This is a genomic window from Arthrobacter sp. 01N442 (genome assembly GCF_056399345.1).
In genome coordinates this window covers 1-353 of sequence record NZ_JBFTRD010000027.1, presented here as the reverse complement: position 1 = coordinate 353, position 353 = coordinate 1, and the positions used below count along the sequence as shown (strand labels likewise).

At 62.6% G+C, this 353-nt stretch carries 1 protein-coding gene; it reads left to right on the top strand.

Annotation, left to right across the window (positions count from 1 at the left end; translation table 11 throughout):
• Positions 1-186 (top strand): hypothetical protein (locus tag AC1DNC_RS16820; RefSeq protein WP_476863662.1); only part of this gene is annotated, 186 nt, incomplete at its 5' end.
• Between the last annotated feature and the right edge of the window lie 167 nt (positions 187-353).

Here is a 353-nt window from a genome sequence, read left to right as displayed (position 1 = left end):
GCATCGTTCAATCAGTGGCATCGCCAGTCCTACGTGATGGAAGGCCAGCCCTTTCCCGATCCGCGCGAGCAGCACCTGGACATCGATCCGGCGCAGGTCATCTGGACCTGGTGGAATCAGGCCAACCCTCTGGGCTTCAGCAAGATTCCGCAGGTCGGCGTGGGCAATCCGCCCGTGGTGGGGTGAACGCGCGGTGATGCAAGGCACCCGCACAGCCGGGGCGGCAGTCCTGTTTGCTGCCGCATTCCTTCTGACCGGATGTCCCATGCAAGACGACTCCAAAGCCCAGCCTCACCAACCCTTCATGTCGGACAGCAAGCTGCCGCGCTTCACCAGGCTCGACAAGTTCGATC